The following is a 21,495-nucleotide window of genomic DNA, read 5'->3' as shown; positions in this document are numbered from 1 at the left end:
GAAGGTTTGAAAGGTTGCAATGTTTAACTATGAAGGCTCACAAGTTGTAATGTTAAAAGTGCTAAAAACACTTTAAAACATTACAACTTTCAAACCTTCCAACATTAAACCATATTACAAAAATATTGGCCTATCCAGTTTCATGGCTATCCGGTAGGCAGCGTTCATTAAACCTACATGGCTGTAAGCCTGTGGAAAGTTACCCCATTGGCTACCGTCGTTTTCATCAACATCCTCGCTAAACAGCAGCAGGTGATTTGAGTATTTGAGCAGATTACCAAACTCTCGTTGGGCATCTTCAATACGGCCAACACTCGCTAAAGCCTCTACATACCAAAACGCACAGATAAGGAAAGTGGTTTTGGGCTTACCAAAATCATCTTTATATAAATACCTGTAAAATAAGCCATTACTCGCCCTTAGTTCATTCTCCAATGCAATCAGGTGATCCTTGGCTCTTTGGGAATTTGGATCGAGGTAATTCATCATAATGAGCTGTAGCGTGCTTGCATCAAGGTTTGAGCTGCCGGCCGAGTTGGTATAAACTTTTCTAACCGGGTCGTAACAGCTTTCAATATGTGCAGCCGCACGGTCTTTTAATGCGATAGCTTTGTCAATCAGCTCTTTATTATCTATTGTTCTCGCCATTTTTTCTGCCGCGGATGCGCCGGCCCATTGGAAAAGGTTGCTGTAGCAATGAATATTAGCCATATTCCTGAACTCCCAGATGCCGGCGTCCTTTTCGTCGATCGTACGCTCTATCTTGCTTAACAGAAATTCGATCCATTTAACCGAATCCTTTCGCTCCGAAAACACAAAACGATGATCTGTATATAGTGGGAGCAGCGAGATCATTACCTGCCCGTAAATATCGTTCTGGATATGTTCTGATGCCTGGTTGCCAATCCGCACCGGCTGGTTGCCCATATAACCTTCCAAATCGGTCAGGATCTCTTCTACCAGGTCTTTTTTGCCGGTAATGCCATACAGCGGCTGGTAACGCTCATCTTCAGAAAATGAAATATCAGTCACATAGCTAAAATATTTCTCCATTTCTTCAAAATGCCCGATGTGGTTTAGCGCGGTGATCACATAGTAGGTATCGCGCAGCCAGCAGTACCTGTAATCCCAGTTACGCCCACTTCCGGGCGATTCCGGCAAACTGGTAGTGCTTGCAGCAATAATGGCCCCTGTATCTTCAAACTGGTGTATTTTCAAGGCCAGGCCCGAGCGAATTACGTAAGGTTGAAAATAGGTAGCAATGGACGAGTGCTTGATCCATGTACGCCAGTAATGAATAGTCTCGGCCAGAAAATGCTCGGCTGTCGAGTTTAAAGGTGCTTCCAAAGGTTCGCCATAGGTGAGGGCCAGATACTTAATTTCATTAAGCACAAAAGGCTGCTCATCAAACACATAACTTATAGGGATATTAGTAGTAAGCCTGATATTTTCTTCGCCACCTAAATATTGAATATGGTTGCTACCGCGGTTAACTTTTAATTTAACCGCTCCGTATTCAGAAACCGGCTCGCATTTAACTTTTACCCGGGGCGAGCCAACAACAGCCTCAATTTTCCTGATTAGCATCAGCGGTTTGTAATAGCGTTGGTGCTGGTAAAAACGGGGCGCAAAATCAGTAACCCGGTACATACCACCACTTGCCGGGCTTATTTCGGTGATCAGTACATTGGTGTTTTCCAGGTAATACTGGTGCGATGTGTATTCGCCTTCGGGGAGTATGGAAAATTCACCACCTTTCTTTTTATCCAGCAGGCCTCCAAAAATGAAGGTGCTGTCAAAGCGTGGCCAGCAAAGCCATTCCACATTTGTATTTTTATGTACGTGTGCCAGAAAGGCGCAATTTCCAATTATTCCGGTATCGTAGGTATGTCGTTCCATATATATACTTGCGTTTTTAGCGTATTAAACTGTTCAACAACATATCCTGTGTAATGTTGGCGTAAATTGTTGCATAATTTCTGTTTAATTTGGATTTGTCAATTAATGTATATTAACTTAGTAGACTTTAATTCTACTTAAATTTTAAAAGTCATGAGTTTACGATTAGGCGATAAAGCCCCAAATTTTCAAGCAAAAACCTCCGCAGGAGATATAGATTTTTACAAATATCTTGGTGATAGCTGGGCAGTATTATTTTCACATCCAGGCGATTATACACCTGTTTGTACTACCGAGTTAGGAAAAACGGCAGCACTTAAAGATGAGTTTGCTAAACGCAATGTTAAAGTATTGGCTCTTAGTGTAGATTCTGTTGAATCGCACACCGGCTGGATCAACGATATTAACGAAACGCAAGGTGTAGAGGTAAACTTTCCAATCATAGCCGACGAAGACCGCAAAATTTCTGAAGCTTATGATATGATCCATCCAAATGCTTCAGTAAATGCTACTGTGCGCTCGTTGTTTATCATAGGCCCCGATAAAGCTGTTAAGTTGATTATTACTTACCCCGCGTCAACAGGTCGTAATTTCCAGGAAATTTTAAGGGTTATCGACTCATTGCAATTGACCGCCAATTACGGAGTAGCAACCCCGGCTGATTGGAAAGACGGTGAAGACGTAGTAGTGGTACCAGCAACCAAGACAGAAGACATCCCCGCCAAATTTCCAAAAGGTTTTACACTCATTAAACCCTATTTACGCACCACTCCACAACCTAATAAATAATTTTATTTGGTTTATTAATTATTTTATATATTTGAAAAAGATAGGGTTATCTATTCCGTCTGAACATTAAAACCATTTTATTTTCAGTTTGGCTTTAGTTTTTAATCTCACAACAAAAATTTAATACAATAATTATGAAAACTGGAAAAGTAAAATGGTTTAACACACAAAAAGGTTATGGCTTTATCGTTACCGAAGATGGTAAAGATCTTTTTGTACACTTCAAAGATGTACAGGGCGGCGTAAACGCCATCAAAGATAATGATAGCGTTACTTACGAAGTGGAAGAAGGCAGAAAAGGATTACAGGCAGTAAATGTTAAAAAAGCATAGTTAACCAAAGTTATTCGCAAGAGACCTCTGCATATTGTGGGGGTTTTTTTTGTGCCATTTTTTTGATTTTATATATAAAATTCTGCTACTTTAGCCAACCAATTACTTTAAATTATGACTGATACTACCGCTGCCAAAGCTACCCGCAACATGATTTTCCTGGTTCTTGTAGCTTCACTTGGCTATTTTGTTGATATATATGATCTTGTTTTATTTTCTATAGTACGCGTTGAAAGTTTGGGTGCAATAGGTATTCCTGCGGCCGCTATCAGGCTTCAAGGCGTGTATATCATTAACATGCAGATGTTTGGCTTGTTATTAGGAGGTCTGATCTGGGGCGTTGTGGGCGATAAATTTGGTCGTATAAAAGTTTTATTTGGATCGATACTTTTATACTCGATAGCAAACTTCGCCAACGGGCTTGTGCATGATATTAATACCTACGCTATTATCCGGTTTATTGCAGGTATTGGACTAGCTGGGGAGTTAGGGGCAGGTATTACGTTGGTTAGTGAAACCTTAAGTAAAGATAAAAGAGGATATGGAACTATGGTGGTAGCGGTTATTGGTCTTTTTGGTGCCGTAGCTGCGGCAAATGTTGCATCATATGGTTGGCGTAATGCTTATTTTGTAGGTGGAGGCCTTGGTATAGTTTTACTACTGCTAAGGATTGGCACATTTGAATCTGGGATGTATAAAAATGTTGCACAAAGCAATGTATCAAAAGGAAATTTGCTGATGCTATTTAATGACCGCAAGCGCTTTTTAAAATACCTATATTGTATTTTAATCGGAGCGCCTTTATGGTATGTGGTAGGCATCCTAATAACCCAAGCCAAGGAGTTTGGCCAGGCATTAGGTGCACCTGAGGTTTTAAGTGCCGGCAAAGGCATTTTATATTCATATGTAGGCATAGCAGTTGGTGATATATTTGCAGGACTTTTAGCACAGTTAACCAAATCAAGAAAATTAACAATGCTGATTTTTTTACTCCTTTCAGTAGTAAGCGTAACGGCTTATCTAACAACGAAAGGGATAACCACGCATCAGTTTATTTGGCTGAGCTTTTTTATGGGATGTACCGTTGGTTACTGGGCTACTTTTGTAACTATTGCTGCAGAGCAATTCGGTACAAATATTCGTTCAACCGTTACAACAACAGTACCTAATTTTGTGCGTGGTGCGTTGATTCCGATAAACTCTGTTTTTAATTTATTTGTCGTGCGATACGGGATGTTAACAAGTGGCTTTGTTATGATGGGATTACTTACTGTTATTGCGCTATTGTCTTTAAGTCAATTAAAAGAGTCGTTCGGCAAGGATTTAGATTATGTGGAAATAAGCTAATCTGCCAATTCTCAAATTAAATTACATTTGCAGTAATGATTAGCAAAGAACAAATAGCTGCCGATTACCAACAGATACAGGATGAGATATGTGCAGCATTGGAGCAAACCGATGGTGTAGCTAAGTTTGAAGAAGAAAAGTGGGAGCGGGAAGGTGGTGGTGGCGGTCGCACACGTATCATTCAAAGCGGCGATATTTTTGAAAAGGGGGGAGTTAACTTTTCGGCGGTACATGGCCAGCTTCCAGATACGATGAAACGGGCCTTACAGGTTGATTCTGATGATTTTTTTGCTACCGGCGTTTCTATCGTGATCCATCCCAACCACCCGATGGTACCCATCATTCACATGAACATCAGGTACTTTGAAATGCCATCTACCATGGGCGGCAATGATAAACCGATAAGATGGTTTGGCGGGGGGATTGACCTAACGCCTCATTATGTTATTGATGAAGATGCCAAATTCTTCCATAAAGGACTCAAAGATGTTTGTGATGCTTTTTATCACGACTTTTATCATCGCTTTAAGCTTTGGGCCGATGATTACTTCTTTATCAAACACCGTAATGAAACCAGGGGCATAGGTGGTGTTTTTTACGATCGCTTAACAGCCAACGACGACTTAAGCTGGGAAAACATCTTTGATTTTTCAAAAGCGCTCGGTCGGTCATTTATCCCTATTTATACCGAACTGGTAAATCGCAACAGAATCAAAACATTTACTGAAAACCATCAGCAATGGCAATACCAGCGCCGCAGTCGTTATACCGAATTTAATCTTGTTTATGATGCAGGTACCCGATTTGGATTGGAAACTAACGGCCGCATTGAGTCTATTTTAATGAGTTTGCCGCCAACAGCAAAATGGGTATATAATTACCAACCTACAGCCGGCAGTGAAGAAGAAAAAACCCTATCTTTATTAAAAAAAGGTATCAATTGGGCTTAAAACTTTTGCCTATGAAAAAGCTTATTCTACCCGTTTTAATTGTTGCCGTTTTATGTTCATTTAACAACGGAGATGCCCCCTTAAAAGGTGTTTGGGAATATAGGGGAGGCCTGTTTAATGGGAAGATCGATACTGCCTCTGCTGGGTACATTTTGCAGCGCACTTATGATAAGCAGCACTATAAGGCCATTGTAAAAGAAAAAGGCGAAGCAAACGTCATCTATGAAAAGGGAGATTATGTGCTAAGGGGAGATACCTGCTTCGAAACCCAAACCTACAGCCTGCAACCCTCTAATCTGCTTAATAAAACCGTAAAATACACTTATATTATTAGTAATGATACACTTAAATTGCTCAGCATTTTGCCTAACGGGAATAAAGTAGAAGATCACTGGGTGAGGATCAAATAATACTAACCTGCAATGGTAACAACTTAGTTAATGTGCATAAAAAAAAGATGGCTATCCTTGCCGGTTTGTCACATTAATCAACTATTTTCTTAACTTCGCAGGTCGTTTAAAAATCAATTTTAACGCGCAATTATAGAGAGAAGATTCCACAAATAAATAAAAAATGGCCGAAGGAACAGAAAACGATAATTCACACAAGGAAGACAGAATAATTTCGATAAATATTGATGAAGAAATGCGATCGGCCTACATTGATTATTCAATGTCGGTTATCGTATCAAGGGCATTACCAGATGTTCGTGACGGGTTAAAACCCGTACACAGGCGTGTTTTATTCGGCATGCTTGATTTGGGTTTAAATGCCAATAAACCCTACAAAAAATCTGCCCGTATTGTGGGTGAGGTAATGGGTAAATATCACCCACATGGTGATAAATCTGTTTATGATACCATGGTACGTATGGCCCAGGAATGGAGTTTACGTTACCTGTTAGTTGAAGGACAGGGTAACTATGGTTCTATTGATGGCGATGAGCCTGCAGCAATGCGTTATACAGAAGCACGTTTACAAAAACTTGCCGAGGAAATGCTGGCTGATATCAACAAGGATACCATCGATTTTCAATTGAACTTTGACGACTCCTTGGAGGAGCCGACAGTATTACCTGCAAAATTCCCTAACCTTTTGGTTAACGGAGCATCTGGTATTGCAGTAGGTATGGCCACCAACATGGCCCCGCACAATTTATCGGAAGTTATTGATGCTACCATTGCATTAATTGACAACCGCCAGATTGAGGTTACCGAACTGATGAAATATGTTAAAGGTCCCGATTTTCCTACAGGCGGCATCATTTACGGTTTTGAAGGCCCGAGAGAAGCACTGGAAACAGGCCGTGGCAGAATTGTGATCAGGTCACGCGCCGAAATTGAAACCCATGGTAACGATAGGGAACGCATTATTGTTACTGAAGTACCTTACCAGGTAAATAAGGCATTAATGATAGAGCGGACTGCCGAATTGGTTAACGACAAAAAACTGGAAGGTATATCTGCCATTCGTGATGAATCAAGCAGGGAAGGTATCCGTATAGTTTATGAGATAAAACGCGAAGCTAATGCAGCTATCGTACTTAATAACTTATTTAAATACACCGCCTTACAAACTTCATTTAGTGTAAACAACATTGCGTTGGTTAATGGCCGCCCAATGATGCTTAACCTGAAGGACCTGATCCACCACTTTGTGGAACACAGGCATGAAGTTGTGGTCCGCCGTACTAAATTTGAGCTTTCGGAAGCCGAGAAACGTGCTCACATCCTGGAGGGTTTATTGATCGCTTTGGATCATTTGGATGAGGTGATTCGCCTGATCCGTGCTTCACAAACGCCGGATGAGGCAAGGGAAGGATTGATAGCCCAGTTTGGTTTATCAGACATACAAGCCCGTGCAATTTTAGATATGACGCTACGCCGGTTAACCGGACTTGAGCGCGATAAGATCAAAGATGAATACGCAGCGTTGATGAAACTGATTGACTATTTGAAATCTATCTTAGCTGACGAAGGCTTAAGAATGCAGATCATTAAAGATGAGCTTGCAGAGATCAAAGAAAAATATGGCGATGAGCGCCGTACCGAAATGGTTCACTCGTCGGCAGAAATGCAAACTGAAGACTTTATTGAGGATGAGGATGTAGTAATCACCATATCACGTGAAGGCTACATTAAGCGTACGCCTTTAACCGAATATCATCGCCAGGGTAGAGGTGGAAAAGGTTCCATTGGCAGCAACAGTCGTGATGCTGATTTTATTGAACACCTGTTAGTTGCATCAAACCACAACTACATGTTGTTCTTTACAGAATCGGGCCAGTGTTACTGGTTGCGTGTATTTGAAATTCCGGAAGGAACGCGTACCTCAAAAGGCCGTGCCATTCAGAATATCATCAATATTCCTAAAGAGGAAAATATCAAAGCTTACATCAAGCTAATCAGCCTTAAGGATAAAGAATACCTGGAGAATAACTTTATTATAATGTGTACCAAAAAGGGTACCATCAAGAAGACTTCGTTAGAAGCCTATTCACGTCCGCGTGCAAACGGCATCAATGCAATTAATATCAATGAAGGCGATTCATTATTAGAGGCAACTTTAACTACAGGCACCAGCGAAATTGTAATGGCGCTTAAATCGGGCAGGGCTATTCGCTTCAACGAATCGACTGTTAGGCCGATGGGCCGTACCGCTACAGGTGTTAGAGGTATTACGCTCGACGATGAGAATGATGAGGTTGTAGGTATGATCAGTATTAACGACGCCGAAACCACAGTATTGGTAGTATCTGAAAAAGGTTATGGAAAACGTACCGATATTGACGACTACAGAGTAACCAACCGTGGTGGTAAAGGTGTAAAAACTTTAAATATTACTGAAAAAACCGGAAACCTTGTTGCCATAAAAGGTGTTACTGATAAAGAAGATTTAATGATCATCAATAAATCAGGCATCATTATCCGTATTGCTATCAGCGAACTACGCACAATGGGCAGGGCTACACAAGGCGTAAGGTTAATAACCCTCAAAGGAAACGACGAAATTGCATCGGTTGCAAAAATTGAGCACGACGAAGACGAAGAGAAAGAAGTTGATGAAAATGCCGAGATTAGCCCGACCGAAGAAGGCGAAGCGACTGAAGGAGGAGAGGAGCCAACAACTAACGAACCAACTGAATAAATAACTATGCAGTGCCGTAAAATTGTTTTATCGATTTTAATACCATTCATGACCACAACTTTTGCCTTCGCTCAGTCCGAAGCGTTGAAAGTTGTGGTAAATAATCTTGCTTTTTATAAACAGAAAAAAGATCTGAAATATCTGAGAGCTGCAAAAAAGTCGGCAGATAGCTTGGTGGTTACCAAATCTGATTCGGCAGATTTAACCAAGAATACCTACAGAGCTTTAATCAATGCAAGTATCTTGTATATTGATTCGGCAAATACCTTAGGTCAACCGGCCACTTTGCTGCCGCAAACAGCTGCATTGATAGATAAGCTATCAGGTAATGCTAAAATATATAATCATCAACCCGAAATTGACTATGCCAGGCGCTGCCTGGCCAATGTCTATATTCGCAATGGTTTTGAGTTTGTAAATCACTCTGATTTTGCAAATGGCAGACAGTCTTTTGAAAATGCAAAAAAATACGCTCCAAACTTTACCCAGATAAACGACTATATAGCGTATTCAAATAATAAAATGGGTAATCTTGTTGATGCAGCGAAGTATTACAGCAATCTTTTAGCTATAGATAGTACTAAAACGGAGTATATCGAAACCGCATCTAACATCTATAAGTCGTTAGGCGACACTTCAAAAGCGCTTCAAATTTTAAAAAAAGGCAGGAGATTGTTGCCTGCTGATAGATTTTTGTTACTGGACGAAGCGAATATTTACAATAACTTAAAAGATTATAAAGCTTTAGAGCCATTGGTGGGGCAACTGCTTGATATTAATGCAAATAACGCCGATATTGCATTTGTTGCAGCCAATTGTTATGACCATTTAAACAAATACGACCAGGCAGAATCACTTTATTTGCGCACCATTGAATTAAATGTATCTGCTTATGACCCAGCATTTAATTTAGGGCTTTTATATCTCAAACAAAGTGCGATTGCTAAGCAGGAGGGGGAAAGCAACAGAAATTTAGGGATGGCAGTTCAATGGCTTGAAAAAGCGAATGAGATAGCGCCAAATAACATAAAAGGCCTGGAGGCCTTACAATTGGTTTATACCAAAACCAATAATAAAGATCAATTAGACAGAATAAACAATAAATTAAAACAGCTTACTAATTAACAAAACATGAAAATCAAACTTTTGATGGCTGGCCTTTTGGGCTTCGTTTCAGCAACAACGTTTGCACAAAAAGGCGAGTTAAAAACTGCGCAAACAGAATATGAAAAGTATGAAAGCTTAAGAGGTACACCTTTAGCAAAAACCAGTCTTACAACTGCGAAAGAGTCAATTGACAAAGCAGCGGCTAATGAAAAAACAGCTTTATTGCCTCAAACTTACGCTTTAAAGGGAGCGATTTACTCAACCTATGCTAACCTTGATACTGTAGCAACAACATCATTGCCTTTATTTACAACTGCCGAAGAAGCGTTGAAAAAAGCGAAAGAACTTGATACTAAAGGCGAAAACAAACAAATTATTGAAACCGCTTATTTAAATCTGGCCCAATATCAGCTTACTAAGGGTGTTGCCGAGTATGGTAACGGTAAATATGACCTGGCCTACAAATCATTTGATTATTACCGTACCATTTTGCCAGAGGATACCAATGCTATTTATTACACAGGCTTATCTGCGGCAAACTCTAAAAATTATCCTGCTGCTATATCAAACTATAATAAATTGCTTACCATGAAATTTTCAAAGGTACAAACCATATACCTTGATCTTTCATCCGTATATTTATTAACAGCAGATACCGCAAGTGCACTTAAAACAGTTTCTGAAGGGGTAACGAAATTCCCATCAAATTCTGAGTTACGTAAAAGAGAAATAGAGATCAGTCTGCAAACAGGAAAAGAAAAAGAGGTGTTGGATAAAATTCAAACCGCGTTAGCCTCCGATCCTAAAAACAAAACTTTATATTACTACGCTGGTTTAACGTACTCACAAACTGCCGAGGCTATCATCAAAGAACAAGCTAAAACTAAAGATGTCGCTGCTAAAAGCAAACTACAGGCAACTAAGGTAGAAAATTATAACAAGGCAGCCGAAATGTATAAAAAAGCGTTGGAAATCGACCCTAATTATTTTGAAGCTAACCTCAATTTAGGTTACGTTATTATTAACCCGGCAATTGATGAATATAACGCTGCCAATAAGTTACCAGCTAACAAGCAAAAAGAATACGATGCGGCCATTGCTAAAGCAAAACTTCAGTTTGAAGCTGCAAAACCATATCTGCAAAAAGCTAAGGAGTTAAATCCAAAATCAATTGATGCATTAACAAATTTAAGAACTTATTACCTTGGTGTTAAAGATGATGCAAATGCTGCCAAGTTGAAAGCGGAGATTGACGCTTTACCAAAACAATAAAAATTATAAGAGGGGACTTGAAAAAGTCCTTTTCTTTTATTTCTCATATTTAACATAATGTTAATTATGAGAAATATATTTAACATAAAAAAATACATTTGTAAGGCTTGCATTTCTACGATATACATAGATTTGTCAAACTGATTTAATCTTTATATTTAAATACTGCCAAACACCGATCCCGGTATCAAGGTTGTGGGTATTACTGAAACTTATAAACAAAAATCATGGATCTCAAATTAGACAATAAAATCGCATTAGTTACCGGATCGACCGCCGGTATTGGTTATGCTATAGCAAAGTCATTAGCAACCGAAGGTGTTCAGTTGTACATTAATGGTCGCGATCAGAATAAAGTTGATAAAGCGGCCCAAAAAATCATTGAAGAAACCGGCAACAAAAATGTTAAAGGAATCGCAGCCGATTTTTCGGATAAAAAACAAATTGAAAATTTAATAACGCAACTACCTGAAGTTGACATTTTAATAAATAATGTAGGTATTTTTGAACCCAAAGAATTTAAAGCGATAACCGATGAGGATTGGTTTAAATTTTATGAAGTAAATGTACTTAGCGGCGTGCGCCTTTCACGTGCTTATTTTGACCGAATGATCAGCAAAAACTGGGGACGGATAATTTTCATCTCAAGTGAGTCGGCCTTGCAGATTCCGGCTGAAATGATTCATTATGGTATGACAAAAACGGCACAGATTGCGGTTGCACGCGGCCTTGCCGAACTCACCAAAGGAACAGCTGTTACTGTAAATTCGGTGTTGCCAGGCCCAACGCTTTCCGAGGGCGTTGGCGATTTTATCGAATCATTAGCTAAAGATCAGGGTTTGACTAATGCCGAAATTGAAAAAGATTTTTTTGCCAATATGCGGGGCACGTCAATTTTAAAACGCTTTATTACAACCGACGAGATTGCAAACCTGGTAACTTATATAGCCAGTCCGTTATCAGCTGCCACCAACGGCGCATCGTTGCGGGCGGATGGCGGTGTTATCAAAACAGCATTCTAATAACACATTAATCAAATAAAAAAGGTCTGGTTTTAAGCCAGACCTTTTTTATTTCGTTGAAAAAATTACATTTTCTTAGCTGTGTCCTTTTTCATCGTATCGGTTTTGGCGGTGTCAGTTGTAGCTGCCGGGGTCGTTGTTGAAGCCGAATCCATTTTAGTGCTGTCAGATCCGCTACTTGCTTTTTTTTCTGAACTACAGCCGGTTGCAATCGCACCTACCATTGTCGCGACAAGTGCCAGATTTAAAATTTGCTTTTTCATAGTTATGAGTTATAGATTGTTTAACGTTATCGAATGAACATACTATTAACCACAGTTATAATGTATTGTTTAAAAGAGTTTGCTTATTATGTAAAATAATTGGCGTGAAATTATTTTTTAATCTAATTCACCTTCCAGAGTATTAAAACGTTTTTTTGACTTTAAGTAAGTGATGTTTTATTTTATTTTTTGCATATTTAACGCCATGGCAGTATCAGAAGGAGTGTTAAAATGGGCAATGCGCATCTACCCCCCTCTCCTGTTTCAACGCATCTGGGTTGTTGGTTTTGATAAAGGCTACAAGGGTGTTGAGGTTAGGATCAAAAATAGTTTTTTAAATAGAAACTATAATAAATCTATTTTTGGCGGGACGCTCTTTGCTGCCGCCGATCCTTTTTACCCCCTGTTATTCCACCAGTTATTTATCAAAAAGGGCTATCGTCTTAAAGTTTGGTCAAAATCGGCAACTATCAAATACTTAAAGCCGAGCTTAACCGATTTGAGTTTCAGGATAAAGTTAAGTGAGGAAGAGATTTTAATCGCCGAAAATATATTAAATACAACCGGTAAATATACCGCGCACCACCCTATTGATATTTATGACAAAAATGGCGACATCTGTGTGTCATTAATGAACGAAGTTTATGTACGTAACCTGGATTTTATCGATCCGAATTTGTAATTTTAATTAATGGCTGCTTTTATGAACGATGAAGCTTTTCTCAAAAAAGGCTTCCTGATCTCGACCGATAAGTCTTTGTTAAATATTGAAACAATTTACAACTACTTAAATAATGAATCCTACTGGGCGCAAGGTATCCCACGTGAAAGATTAGAAAGGGCGATAGCCAATTCAATGTGTTTTGGGGTATATGAGAGTGATGAGTTTGCCGGCTTTGCGCGTGTGGTTACAGACAATGCCACCTTTGCCTACATTTGCGACGTATTTATTTTAACAAGCTTCCGAAAAAAAGGACTGTCGAAATGGTTAATTCAAACCATTGTTAATCATCCTGATCTGCGGGGATTAAGACGCTGGTCGTTGGCCACGGCAGATGCCCAGGGCTTATATAATCAGTTTGGTTTTAGCCAGATAACAAAACCCGAACGATGGATGGAGATATTTACACCGTACAAAACTCAATAATTAGTTTAAGGACAGGGAGCCATAATGAATATCAAAAAACTAATTTTTGAGGGCGAGGGCGTCACACTCGACTTTAAAAAAACAATTACCAGCTGCGAAAAAATAGCACGAACAATGGTTTCCTTTGCTAATAACAAGGGGGGCAAGCTGTTGATTGGCGTGGCGGATGACGGCACTATTAAAGGCGTAAAATCTGAAGATGAGGAGCGCTATATGATTACCCGTGCAGCCCATATGTTTACCCGACCTGCTCTTGAGCCGACCTTTGAAGAAATTTATGTTGATGATAAATTGGTGCTTGTGGTAAACACACAGGCAAGCGATCTTAAACCTCATTATGCACTTGCCGACGATGGTAAATGGTGGGCATACGTAAGGGTAAAAGACAAGAGTGTACTTGCCAGCAAAATTGTGTTGGAAGTTCTCAAACGATCTGCCAGCGACAAGGGTGTATTGATAGAATATTCTGAAAATGAAAAAACGCTGTTAAGTCACCTGGAGCAAGTTGGACGTGTTACTATCAAAGAATGTAGTGAACTTTTAAAAATGGGCCGTCGGCGCACACAACGAATCCTGGTCGATTTGATACTTTCCGGCCTTATTCGCATCAACACAACCGAAAAAGAAGAATACTATACTGCTTGCTAATCACAGCAACTATCGGCCTTAATCATTACTTTTGCAGCCCTGCAAATCAATCATGAAAGCCGTTTATAAAAAATATCGTACCTTTTACAATGAAAGTTTAAAACTGGCTGGCCCTGTTGTATTGTCAAATCTGGGCCATATGACGGTTCAACTTTCGGATACTATTATTGTTGGTCATTTCGCAGGAACGATATCTCTCGCCGCCATATCAACTGTAAATAGCCTTTTTATGATGCCTTTGGTTATCGGCATGGGTATATCTTACGGACTTACTCCGTTAATAGCCCAAAACAATGGACGTAAGGACTATAAAGAATGCGGCATATTGCTATCAAACAGCTTGTTTTTAAATATGCTTAGCGGAGTGATTCTATTTTGTGGCATCTATTTTGGCACAACACTTTTAATCAGCCATCTTGATCAATCGCCGGTGGTTATCAAAGAGGCTAAGCCATATTTACTACTGCTTAGTTTGTCACTCATTCCATTGTTGCTATTTAACACATTTAAACAGTTTGCCGAAGGCCTGGGCTTTACAATGCAAGCTATGATCATATCTGTAGCGGGGAATGTACTCAATATCTTTTTAGGAATTGTATTCGTAAAAGGCCTGTTTGGCGTACATCCTATGGGGATCAAAGGTGTTGGATACAGTACATTAATAGACCGCTGTTTAATGGCAACAGTAATGGGGATTTATGTATTCAGATCGGCAAATTTTAAAGCCTACTTAAAAAACTTTGCCATTAAAAATATCGACAGATTACGATCGCTTGATATATTAAAAATCGGCGCGCCGGTAGCCATGCAGTACACTTTTGAGATCAGCGCTTTCGGCGGCGCGGCGTTATTGGTTGGTACCATAGGCTATGTGAGCCAGGCAGCCCATCAAATCACTATTACGATGGCATCGATGACCTACATGATGGCAAGCGGTATAGGTGCTGCTGCTGCCATAAAATCGGGAAACTATTTTGGGATTGGCGATCATAAAAATTTACGCCTTGGCGCTATTTCCAATTATCACATCGTATTAATATTTATGACCTTTACGGCGATAGTTTTCGCCTTGGGAAGACATGCCTTACCCTGGATTTTCACTTCGGATAAAACCGTAATTGACATTGCAGGTCAATTGCTTATCATTGCTGCATTCTTTCAGTTGTTTGACGGCACACAGGTTGTAGGGCTTGGCATTTTGCGCGGCATGGGCGATGTAAACATTCCAACTTTTATAACCTTTTTAGCCTATTGGGTAATTGGTTTACCGATTGGATACGTGCTTGGTATTAAATTTAATTTGGGTGTGAGCGGCATTTGGTACGGCCTGGTATTGGGCTTGGTTACTGCCTCTATCCTACTGTTTATTCGGTTTAATATCATCAGCAAACATCATCGGGACAAAACATTCTCAGTTTTAGCAGATGATTAAAAATAGAGATCTGTCGCTGTTTTAAACGTATTGCAGTGGGCATTTACAATATCTTTTATTTGCGGCGAATAGCCGCCGCCCATACTCACCTGAACAGGAATATTGTTATTTATGCATTGCTGAAAAACAAACCTATCCCGTTCTTTACAAGCTTCTTTACTTAAAGCCAGCTTACCAAGTTTGTCTGTACTCAAAATATCTACACCGGCAAGGTAAAATATAAAATCGGGCTGTTGACGGCTGATCAGCTCTGGCAATATCCTTTTTAATATATCAAGATATTCCTCATCAGCTACGCCATCAGCTAAGGGGATATCCAGATCAGACCGCTCCTTTCTAAACGGGAAATTTTTATCGCCATGCATCGAAAAAGTAAATACCCTCAGTTCGTTTTCGAAGATCTGAGCCGTACCATTTCCCTGGTGAACATCTAAATCTACAATTAAGATAGATTTAGCTGAAATTTTATCCAACAGGTAATTAGCAGCAATTGCCTGATCGTTTAGCATACAAAAACCTTCGCCCCAATTTGATCCGGCATGATGGGTACCACCAGCGACGTTAAAGGCAACACGATTTTCGAGAGCGAATTCACAACCATCAATTGTCCCCTTTGCAATCCTCATTTCACGTTCAATAAGTCGGGCAGATAATGGAAAGCCAATTCGCCTTTGCTCTTTTGCGGGTAAAGTAAGATCCCGTAACTGTTGCCAATATTCCTGCTCATGTGTTTTAAGGATAACATCCTCCGAGATCAGGTCCGGTGAAAACAGGTTTTCTTTGGTGATGATACCCTCGTGCAGTAATTGGGCGGGTATCAATTCATACTTTAGCATCGGAAACCGGTGACCTTCAGGCAATGGGTGTGCGTATATCGGGTCGAAGGCTATTTTGAGCATAACAATTAGCCGAGGATCTCCCCTACGTGTTTTTGGATGTTTTCGCAGATATTATCCAGTGGCAGATCATTAGGATCAAAGCCAAACGGGTCTTCAATCTCCTCGGCCAGAATTTCGATACTTGCAAACACAAACAGCACAAAACCAATAATAGGTATGGTAAAATATTTCATATCAAATGCCCAGGTAAAGGGCAGCGTCATGATATAAGTAAAAATGAATTTCTTGATAAATACGTTATAAGAGTAAGGAATGGGCGTTTTTCTGATGCGTTCGCAAGCACCGCAATTGTCTGTGAATGACCCCATTTCGGCGGTTATGCTAAATAATTGTTCCGGGTTGATCTTACCTTCTTTATTTAACCTGTAAATGTTTTCGATAATCGCCGATGCCACTTGGTTGGGTACATGTTTTTTTCTGTCGATAGCAATAAAATCCTGTTCTTCATGTACATAAACATCACGCAGGTGATCACGAAGCACCCGGGAATACATGGGTATGGCGTAGCTAAAAAATGAATACTCGGTCGGATCAACCAAATGTTTAAGTTTCAAAGCAAGGTTGCGGCTGTTGTTTACCATGCTGCCCCAAATTTTACGGCCTTCCCACCATCGATCATAAGCCGAATTGATGCGAAAAGCCAGCAACAATGAAAACACAAAGCCGATAGTTTGATGAATGAAGCTTACCTTGCGGAGCAAGCTTGTATCCGGCAGATGCCAAAAATCAATCAGCAGATACGTGACCGCACCTGCATAAGCGCCAACCGATAAGATAAGCGGAAATAACTCCCACAAGGTATCGGCCTTGTTGATCTTAAATATGAAAGAAAACCATTCTTTGGGATTGTAATAAACCATATCGATAATTATTTTACAGCATCCAAGGCATCTGAAAGGTGCTTTGCAGCTTTATAAACATCTTTAAATGAATTATATAAAGGCACCGGGCTCAACCTGATCACATCCGGTTCGCGCCAATCGCCGATTACGCCGTTTTCGGCAAGGTATTTAAAAATCGCTTTAGCATTTTGTGTACAAACTATCGAAAGCTGGCTGCCACGGATTGCCGGATTAGCAGGTGTAATGATCCGGAATACCTCCTCGCCTTTCGTTTTATTTATCTCATTAATTAAAAACTCCAAATAGCCTGTCAGAGCCACGCCTTTTTCTCGAAGCATACCAATATTGCCTACTTCATCAAAAATAGCCATAGAGGCCTTAAATAAGGCCAGGAGCAATATTGGACTGGTACTAACCTGCCAGCCATCTGCACCTAAGGCGGGATCGAAGCCCGGAGCCATCAAAAAACGTTTGTCGGCACGGTATCCCCACCAACCTGCAAAGCGGTTCATCGCGCTATCTGTAAAGTGCTTTTCATGTACAAAAATGCCGCTAATGCCACCCGGACCGGAATTCATGTATTTGTATGAGCACCAACAGGCAAAATCGGCATCCCATTCGTGGAGATGCAGTGGCACATTTCCGGCAGCATGAGCCAGGTCGAACCCCGCGTAAGCCCCGGCTTGATGTGCCGCTATGGTGATGGCCTGAATATCGAAGAATTGACCGGTGTAATAATTGATGCCACTGAATAAAACCAATGCCAGTTCATCTGCGTGGGTTTCGATGGTTTTCAGAATATCTTCTGTGCGTAAAGTTAGCTCACGCTCACGCGGGAAGATCTCGATAACAACATCTTTTGGATCAAATCCGTGAAACTTTACCTGGCTTTCTACAGCATATTGATCTGATGGAAAAGCTCCACCTTCCATGATGACCTTAAAGCGCTTACTATTTGGTTTATAGAAACTTACCATTAACAGGTGAAGGTTCACTGTAAGTGAATTCATTACGGAAACTTCATTTTTATTAGCGCCTACTATCCTGGCTATTGACGTTGAAAGTGATTTGTGATATTCCAGCCAGGGATCGTCGCCCTGAAACCAACCTTCAACAGCAAGACTCTCCCAGTTTTTCATCTGATCGGCAAGGTATTGGGCAGATGATTTGGGCTGCAGGCCGAGTGAATTGCCGCAAAGATATATAGCGTCTTCGCCATTATGCTTTGGTATAAAAAAGCGGTTTCTGAAATCTTTTAAAACATCTTGTTCATCCTGCGCTACCGCGAACGCTAAGGTATTTTGATAATCCATCGGTCAATATTACAAAAAGCTTGTGGCTAATCCATGCCTGCAAAGGCTTATTTATTGGGCTTGCTTACAAATTTATTACCTTTTACGTAAAACCTGTAAGGTAAAAAGGCATCCTCGCCGGCGTAGCTAACACCTATCCGCGGGCCGATAGTTATCTCATCATCCGTAAAATAAAGCCCCCTGTCTTCTATCCAAAGGGTATCACTTTGCAGACTGATGGCGTTAATATTCCTGGAAATTCCCAATGCCTGGGCTACAGAACCCGGGCCGGCGGTAATGTTTGGCTTTGCAATCAGCATATTACGGCGTTGCAGCATGGTCTCGATGCCATCAGTTGGATTAATGGCCCGTATCAGTATAGCATGTGGCTCGCCCTCAACAGAGGTAACGATATTAAACATTTCGTGGATGCCATAGCAGAGGTAAACGTAAGCTATACCACCCTGCATAAACATGGTTTTGGTTCGGGTGGTGAGGCGATTGCTATAGGCATGTGATGCTTTATCTATGACACCATTATATGCTTCTGTTTCAATAATATAGCCACCTGTAGTTACACCATCAATACAGGTAAATAAATACTTGCCTAACAGGTTTTTACTGATAGTTACAACATTGTTGCCTAAGTAATAATCCTCGCCTAATTTCATTTTTTGTTGAGAATATGCTTGAGTAATTTGTTGATTTCTTTGGCCTTATCAAAGATCATGATGTGCGTACCGCCTTTAACAATGGTTGCATTTTTGATCTTTTTATAGTCAAATACGAGGTCTTTATCGCCGGTTATGTGGTAAAGATTTGGAGGAATCACCTCATTTTTCCAATGGAGCACCGCATCCATAGCCCATTTTGCAAACACAGGCGAGGTGTGCTTTAGCATGTCATTAAACAGCCAGGCATCCTCGGCGTTCATATGGCCAAACATTGGTTTCACCAAAAAGCCTGCCGAAGTAAAGAGTTTACCAGGGATGATCTTTTGAATTGGTAAGTTCCTGAAGAACTTAAAATAGCCGGGGGCTTCGTCATTGGTTTTGATACTGGAGATCAGGATCACCTTTTTAACAGGCATAAATTTGGCTATCTCAACAGCAATAATTCCGCCTAAAGAATTACCTATTAAAGTTGAATTAGGTTTTATATCATATTGATAAATAAGCTTTTTTGCGTAAGTAACTAAAGTATCCTGCAAGTCGGGTTCTATCCAATTTACAGGTATAACTTCATGGTCCTGAAGATCAATATTGTTATACACCCTGGTATCGGCACCAAGGCCGGCTATGAGGTAAATCCGACTCATTAAAACTGAATCAGCTTTACGACCTGCTCAAGGAACTTCGCGTCGGTTTCATCAAATTGATCCAGTAATTCGCTGTCAACATCCAAAACACCTACAACTTCGCCATTATGAAATACAGGCACTACAATCTCCGACTGCGAAAGCGAACTGCAGGCTATATGCCCCGGAAACGCTTCAACATCAGGTACCACCAATGTTTCTGCCTTCTGCCATGCGGTACCGCAAACACCTTTGCCTAAGCTGATACGTGTACAGGCTACAGGTCCCTGGAACGGGCCTAAAACCAATTCACCATTTTTCACCATATAAAAGCCAACCCAAAACCATTTAAATTGCTCTTTTAGGGCGGCACAGATGTTAGCCAAATTGGCTACAAGATCGGGCTCTCCGTATAGTAATGCTTCAATTTGTGGGATTAAAGCGGTATACTGTTCTGTTTTATCGGTTGATGTAGTTATGTTTAAATCCTCTGCCATGGTGTAAAGATAGTATCAAGCAACGAGTATCAGGTAGCAAGATTTTTCTTTTTACCGTTGAATAACAGAGCCGGCTAAGCACCGCTACCTTCATTAAAGTATGAAGCTGTTATGAACTTGATACTAACTACTTGATACTTGATACTCAAAATATCACATTTAATCTTTTATTTAGCGGTACATGTTTGTTAGTTTAACTATCGTTCGTTACCGTAAATTGTTTGTCCCATTTGCGCTTTTAGCTATGGCTATACACCGCTTGCCACTACTAATACAAAAGGGCTGCACGTTTTACAAGTTGCTTGGATCTGGTAAAAACGGCACTTTTGACCTGCAACCCGACTGGCAACAATGGGGTTTACTGGCCTGCTGGGAAACCAAAGAGGATTTTGACCGGTTTTATAACCATTCTTTTATAGCTAACTGGTGGAAAGTACTTGGTCATGAGGGATATACCATATTGTGCCAGCCTTTGCAAAGCCATGGTAAATGGGATGGTAAAGAGCCATTTGGTAATCCCGATACACAAAATTATACCGGGCCGGTTGCGGTGCTTACCAGGGCGACTATCAGGATTAGCCGATTGAAAAATTTTTGGAGCCATGTAGATGAGGTGGCTGGAATAATGAGCTCTGCACCAGGCTATATAACCTCTTTCGGCGTAGGTGAAGCTCCCTTTTACAGACAGGCTACCTTCTCGATATGGGAGAGTGTAGATGACGTTAAAAACTTTGCCTATAAGAGCCGCGAACATGCTGAAGTAATTAAACTAACCCGCAGCGAAAACTGGTATAGCGAAGAGCTTTTTGCCCGTTTCAGGCTCATTGCCAGCTTTGGATCGTTAAACGGACAGGATCCTTTGAATAACCTATTGAATAAATAACGATATGAGAATTATTGCCGAACTACCACATCCCGATTTTAAGATCTCCATCCTAAGCATGAACCAGAAGTTTATTATCAAGATAGAACAGGGTACCCTGGAGCAAACTTTTAAGATCCCGGAAATGGATTTGACCGATGGGGTAAACAGTGTTTTTGAACTGCTCGACGACGAGTTTTTAAAGAAGGTTGGCACCCGGTTTATAGATATGCGCACCGACTTTAAGGATAGCTATTACAGGTATAATTTTTAACACGATTTATATATTAAGTAATTGATTAATAGTATTTTAAATTTCATAAATTTCGTTAACGGAATTTTATTTGGCAAAAACTGCATTTTAGAGTGCGATAGCAACTATTAATCGTGATGGCTGTCATTTATTAGTTAAGTAAAATCATGATAAAATGCTGATAGTCATTTTAGTTAT

General features: G+C 40.3%; 23 protein-coding genes. 15 read left to right on the top strand and 8 right to left on the bottom strand.

What is annotated here, in order from left to right; genetic code table 11:
- Positions 1-114: 114 nt before the first annotated feature.
- The gene (locus FHS10_RS16220; protein ID WP_259092416.1) at positions 115-1,899 is read right to left on the bottom strand and encodes a glycoside hydrolase family 15 protein; all 1,785 of its coding nucleotides are present in this window, start codon (positions 1,897-1,899) and stop codon (positions 115-117) included.
- 153 nt (positions 1,900-2,052) lie between these two features.
- Here FHS10_RS16220 and FHS10_RS16215 point away from each other — a divergent pair, with 153 nt between their 5' ends.
- The 9 genes from FHS10_RS16215 (at position 2,053) to FHS10_RS16175 (ending at position 11,865) form a co-directional block, all read left to right on the top strand.
- Positions 2,053-2,688: a peroxiredoxin gene (locus tag FHS10_RS16215; RefSeq protein ID WP_259092415.1), complete on the top strand. Its 636-nt coding sequence runs from the start codon at positions 2,053-2,055 to the stop codon at positions 2,686-2,688.
- A gap of 134 nt (positions 2,689-2,822) precedes the next feature.
- The gene (locus FHS10_RS16210) at positions 2,823-3,020 is read left to right on the top strand and encodes a cold-shock protein (RefSeq protein WP_090650362.1); all 198 of its coding nucleotides are present in this window, start codon (positions 2,823-2,825) and stop codon (positions 3,018-3,020) included.
- 114 nt (positions 3,021-3,134) lie between these two features.
- Positions 3,135-4,367: an MFS transporter gene (locus FHS10_RS16205; RefSeq protein ID WP_259092414.1), complete on the top strand. Its 1,233-nt coding sequence runs from the start codon at positions 3,135-3,137 to the stop codon at positions 4,365-4,367.
- 35 nt (positions 4,368-4,402) lie between these two features.
- The gene (gene hemF / locus FHS10_RS16200) at positions 4,403-5,317 is read left to right on the top strand and encodes an oxygen-dependent coproporphyrinogen oxidase (RefSeq protein WP_259092413.1); all 915 of its coding nucleotides are present in this window, start codon (positions 4,403-4,405) and stop codon (positions 5,315-5,317) included.
- An 11-nt stretch (positions 5,318-5,328) separates the two neighbouring features.
- Entirely contained in the window at positions 5,329-5,727 is a 399-nt protein-coding gene (locus FHS10_RS16195) for a hypothetical protein (RefSeq protein ID WP_259092410.1), read from the top strand.
- 163 nt (positions 5,728-5,890) lie between these two features.
- Positions 5,891-8,464 carry a DNA gyrase subunit A gene (gyrA, locus tag FHS10_RS16190; protein ID WP_259092407.1) on the top strand — a complete coding sequence of 858 codons (2,574 nt, stop codon included), beginning with the start codon at positions 5,891-5,893 and terminating at the stop codon, positions 8,462-8,464.
- A 48-nt stretch (positions 8,465-8,512) separates the two neighbouring features.
- The gene (locus FHS10_RS16185) at positions 8,513-9,589 is read left to right on the top strand and encodes a tetratricopeptide repeat protein (RefSeq protein WP_259092406.1); all 1,077 of its coding nucleotides are present in this window, start codon (positions 8,513-8,515) and stop codon (positions 9,587-9,589) included.
- A gap of 6 nt (positions 9,590-9,595) precedes the next feature.
- Positions 9,596-10,843: a tetratricopeptide repeat protein gene (locus FHS10_RS16180; protein ID WP_259092404.1), complete on the top strand. Its 1,248-nt coding sequence runs from the start codon at positions 9,596-9,598 to the stop codon at positions 10,841-10,843.
- Positions 10,844-11,070: 227 nt separating this feature from the next.
- On the top strand, positions 11,071-11,865 hold the full coding sequence (locus FHS10_RS16175) for an SDR family NAD(P)-dependent oxidoreductase (protein ID WP_259092402.1): 795 nt from the start codon (positions 11,071-11,073) through the stop codon (positions 11,863-11,865).
- Positions 11,866-11,930: 65 nt separating this feature from the next.
- Here the strand turns inward: FHS10_RS16175 and FHS10_RS16170 are convergent, their stop codons facing one another.
- Entirely contained in the window at positions 11,931-12,128 is a 198-nt protein-coding gene (locus tag FHS10_RS16170; RefSeq protein ID WP_259092400.1) for a hypothetical protein, read from the bottom strand.
- 205 nt (positions 12,129-12,333) lie between these two features.
- Here FHS10_RS16170 and FHS10_RS16165 point away from each other — a divergent pair, with 205 nt between their 5' ends.
- Genes FHS10_RS16165 through FHS10_RS16150 form a run of 4 tightly spaced genes read left to right on the top strand, consistent with a single transcriptional unit; the run spans position 12,334 to position 15,355 of the window.
- Positions 12,334-12,810, top strand: coding sequence for a DUF4442 domain-containing protein (locus FHS10_RS16165; RefSeq protein ID WP_259092398.1), 477 nt, complete (start codon positions 12,334-12,336; stop codon positions 12,808-12,810).
- Between the two features lie 21 nt (positions 12,811-12,831).
- Positions 12,832-13,275: a GNAT family N-acetyltransferase gene (locus tag FHS10_RS16160; protein ID WP_259092395.1), complete on the top strand. Its 444-nt coding sequence runs from the start codon at positions 12,832-12,834 to the stop codon at positions 13,273-13,275.
- A gap of 24 nt (positions 13,276-13,299) precedes the next feature.
- Positions 13,300-13,923 carry an AlbA family DNA-binding domain-containing protein gene (locus FHS10_RS16155; protein ID WP_259092392.1) on the top strand — a complete coding sequence of 208 codons (624 nt, stop codon included), beginning with the start codon at positions 13,300-13,302 and terminating at the stop codon, positions 13,921-13,923.
- Positions 13,924-13,975: 52 nt separating this feature from the next.
- Positions 13,976-15,355, top strand: a complete 1,380-nt coding sequence (locus tag FHS10_RS16150; RefSeq protein WP_259092389.1) for an MATE family efflux transporter — start codon at positions 13,976-13,978, stop codon at positions 15,353-15,355.
- Here FHS10_RS16150 and FHS10_RS16145 read toward each other — a convergent pair.
- From FHS10_RS16145 to msrC, 6 genes are read right to left on the bottom strand one after another with little or no spacing between them, the layout of a single operon-like run.
- Positions 15,352-16,254 (bottom strand): histone deacetylase family protein, encoded by a 903-nt coding sequence (locus tag FHS10_RS16145; RefSeq protein ID WP_259092386.1) that lies wholly within the window; start codon positions 16,252-16,254, stop codon positions 15,352-15,354. The two genes, FHS10_RS16150 and FHS10_RS16145, sit on opposite strands and share 4 nt — an antisense overlap.
- A 5-nt stretch (positions 16,255-16,259) precedes the next feature.
- Positions 16,260-17,114 (bottom strand): bestrophin family protein, encoded by an 855-nt coding sequence (locus FHS10_RS16140; protein WP_259092384.1) that lies wholly within the window; start codon positions 17,112-17,114, stop codon positions 16,260-16,262.
- A gap of 8 nt (positions 17,115-17,122) precedes the next feature.
- Positions 17,123-18,409, bottom strand: coding sequence for a kynureninase (gene kynU, locus FHS10_RS16135; RefSeq protein WP_259092382.1), 1,287 nt, complete (start codon positions 18,407-18,409; stop codon positions 17,123-17,125).
- 47 nt (positions 18,410-18,456) lie between these two features.
- The gene (locus FHS10_RS16130; RefSeq protein ID WP_259092380.1) at positions 18,457-19,059 is read right to left on the bottom strand and encodes a DNA-3-methyladenine glycosylase; all 603 of its coding nucleotides are present in this window, start codon (positions 19,057-19,059) and stop codon (positions 18,457-18,459) included.
- On the bottom strand, positions 19,056-19,706 hold the full coding sequence (locus FHS10_RS16125) for an alpha/beta hydrolase (protein ID WP_259092378.1): 651 nt from the start codon (positions 19,704-19,706) through the stop codon (positions 19,056-19,058). The genes FHS10_RS16130 and FHS10_RS16125 overlap by 4 nt, the downstream gene beginning before the upstream one ends.
- The gene (gene msrC / locus FHS10_RS16120; protein WP_259092374.1) at positions 19,706-20,182 is read right to left on the bottom strand and encodes a free L-methionine (R)-S-oxide reductase MsrC; all 477 of its coding nucleotides are present in this window, start codon (positions 20,180-20,182) and stop codon (positions 19,706-19,708) included. The genes FHS10_RS16125 and msrC overlap by 1 nt, the downstream gene beginning before the upstream one ends.
- 244 nt (positions 20,183-20,426) lie before the next feature.
- Here msrC and FHS10_RS16115 point away from each other — a divergent pair, with 244 nt between their 5' ends.
- Both FHS10_RS16115 and FHS10_RS16110 read left to right on the top strand, forming a co-directional pair.
- Positions 20,427-21,065, top strand: coding sequence for a DUF3291 domain-containing protein (locus FHS10_RS16115; RefSeq protein ID WP_259092371.1), 639 nt, complete (start codon positions 20,427-20,429; stop codon positions 21,063-21,065).
- Between the two features lie 4 nt (positions 21,066-21,069).
- Positions 21,070-21,318, top strand: a complete 249-nt coding sequence (locus tag FHS10_RS16110; protein ID WP_259092370.1) for a hypothetical protein — start codon at positions 21,070-21,072, stop codon at positions 21,316-21,318.
- Positions 21,319-21,495: the final 177 nt, after the last annotated feature.

The sequence above is a fragment of the Mucilaginibacter dorajii genome (genome assembly GCF_024808255.1).
Taxonomy (GTDB): domain Bacteria; phylum Bacteroidota; class Bacteroidia; order Sphingobacteriales; family Sphingobacteriaceae; genus Mucilaginibacter; species Mucilaginibacter dorajii.
This window is presented reverse-complemented; position numbering and strand designations above follow the sequence as displayed.